1 protein-coding gene is annotated in these 1,376 nt (G+C 45.7%); it reads left to right on the forward strand.

Annotated elements, in window-relative coordinates:
• Positions 1–209 precede the first annotated feature (209 nt).
• On the forward strand, positions 210–1,376 hold a 1,167-nt coding region (locus DP117_RS35210; RefSeq protein WP_169222769.1), incomplete at its 3' end, for an RNA-guided endonuclease TnpB family protein.

The raw sequence follows: 1,376 nt of genomic DNA on the forward strand, positions 1-1,376 counted from the left end.
TTCACCTGTTTCCGCAAGGAGGCTCACACCGTAATCTATTGATTCGGTGTTGAGAGGAATTGCGGGTTAAAAACGAAACATCCCCCGACCTATGTTGACCGTCGGTTAACGCGGGAGAGGGGATAGTTGAGTTTTTAACAATCTCTGGGAACGCAACACGAAAAATTGTAGTCTACAATATTATTATCATATGTGAGTAGGTCGAACTCATGGAACAAGTACTTACGCTAGTTTGTAAACTTAACCCTACCCCAATACAGTCTGAAAAACTGGAAGTAGTTCTTCATGCTTTTGCTGCGGCTTGCAACTACACCAATGAAGTTATCAAGCCGCAAATAACCAGTAAAACAACTATTCAAAACGTTGTTTATGAGGATTTGCGTTCAAAGTTTGGGTTAGCCGCAAACTTAGCTGTGAGAGCTTGCGCCAGAGTAGGTGCTAATCGACTAGCAGCCAAACGCCAAGGGAAACCTGTTAAAGCGTTTAAACCGACCAGTGCTGACTATGATGCCAGGATTTTTGCATTCAGAGAGAAAGACTGGACAGTAAGCCTGACCACATTGTCTGGTCGGGAACACATCAAAATTGATGCTGGCAACTATCAACGCGGCAAGCTAAAAGGACGTAAACCAACAAGCGCTCAATTGTGTAAGCACCGCGATGGTCAGTATTACATCCACATCCAGCTTAAAGATGAAGTCCCAGATCCACAGCCGACGAAAAAAGTAATCGGTGTTGATTTTGGACGCCGTGATATTGCCGCAACCAGCAACGGTGATTCATGGAGTGGCAAACAGTTAACTAAGACGAGGGATAGATACAGTAAGGCAAGAGCGTCTCTTCAGAAAAAAGCTTCCACACGCACAAGGTCTAGTCGGCGTAGATGTCGGCAAGTCTTGGCACGGCTATCGGGGCGGGAGAGACGATTTCAAGCGTGGGTAAACCACAACATTAGCAAAACAATCATCCAGCAAGCCAAAAGTGAAAAAGCACTTGTAGCTATCGAGGATTTGACTGGTATTCGTGAGCGAACTAATCAGAAACCACGCAACAAGACAGAACGCCGTAGAAGTAACTCGTGGGCGTTCTACCAGTTGCGGATGTTTTTGGAATACAAAGGACTCAGAGACGGTGTTGAGGTAATAGCCGTCTCCCCTGCCTACACGAGCCAGACCTGTAATCAATGCTTGCACATTGGATTGCGCTCTGAAAAAAAGTTCAAATGCGGTAATTGCAGGTTGTCCTGTGATGCTGATTTGAACGGAGCAAAAGTGATTGCGTTATTGGGGCAGTCTGTAAACCTGCCTGGAGGCTCGAATGGTTTGTATTGTAATCTCAGTACAGACTCTTCAGGGCTACTGAAAGCCCACACTGTA

The sequence above is a fragment of the Brasilonema sp. UFV-L1 genome (assembly GCF_012912105.1).
GTDB lineage: Bacteria > Cyanobacteriota > Cyanobacteriia > Cyanobacteriales > Nostocaceae > Brasilonema.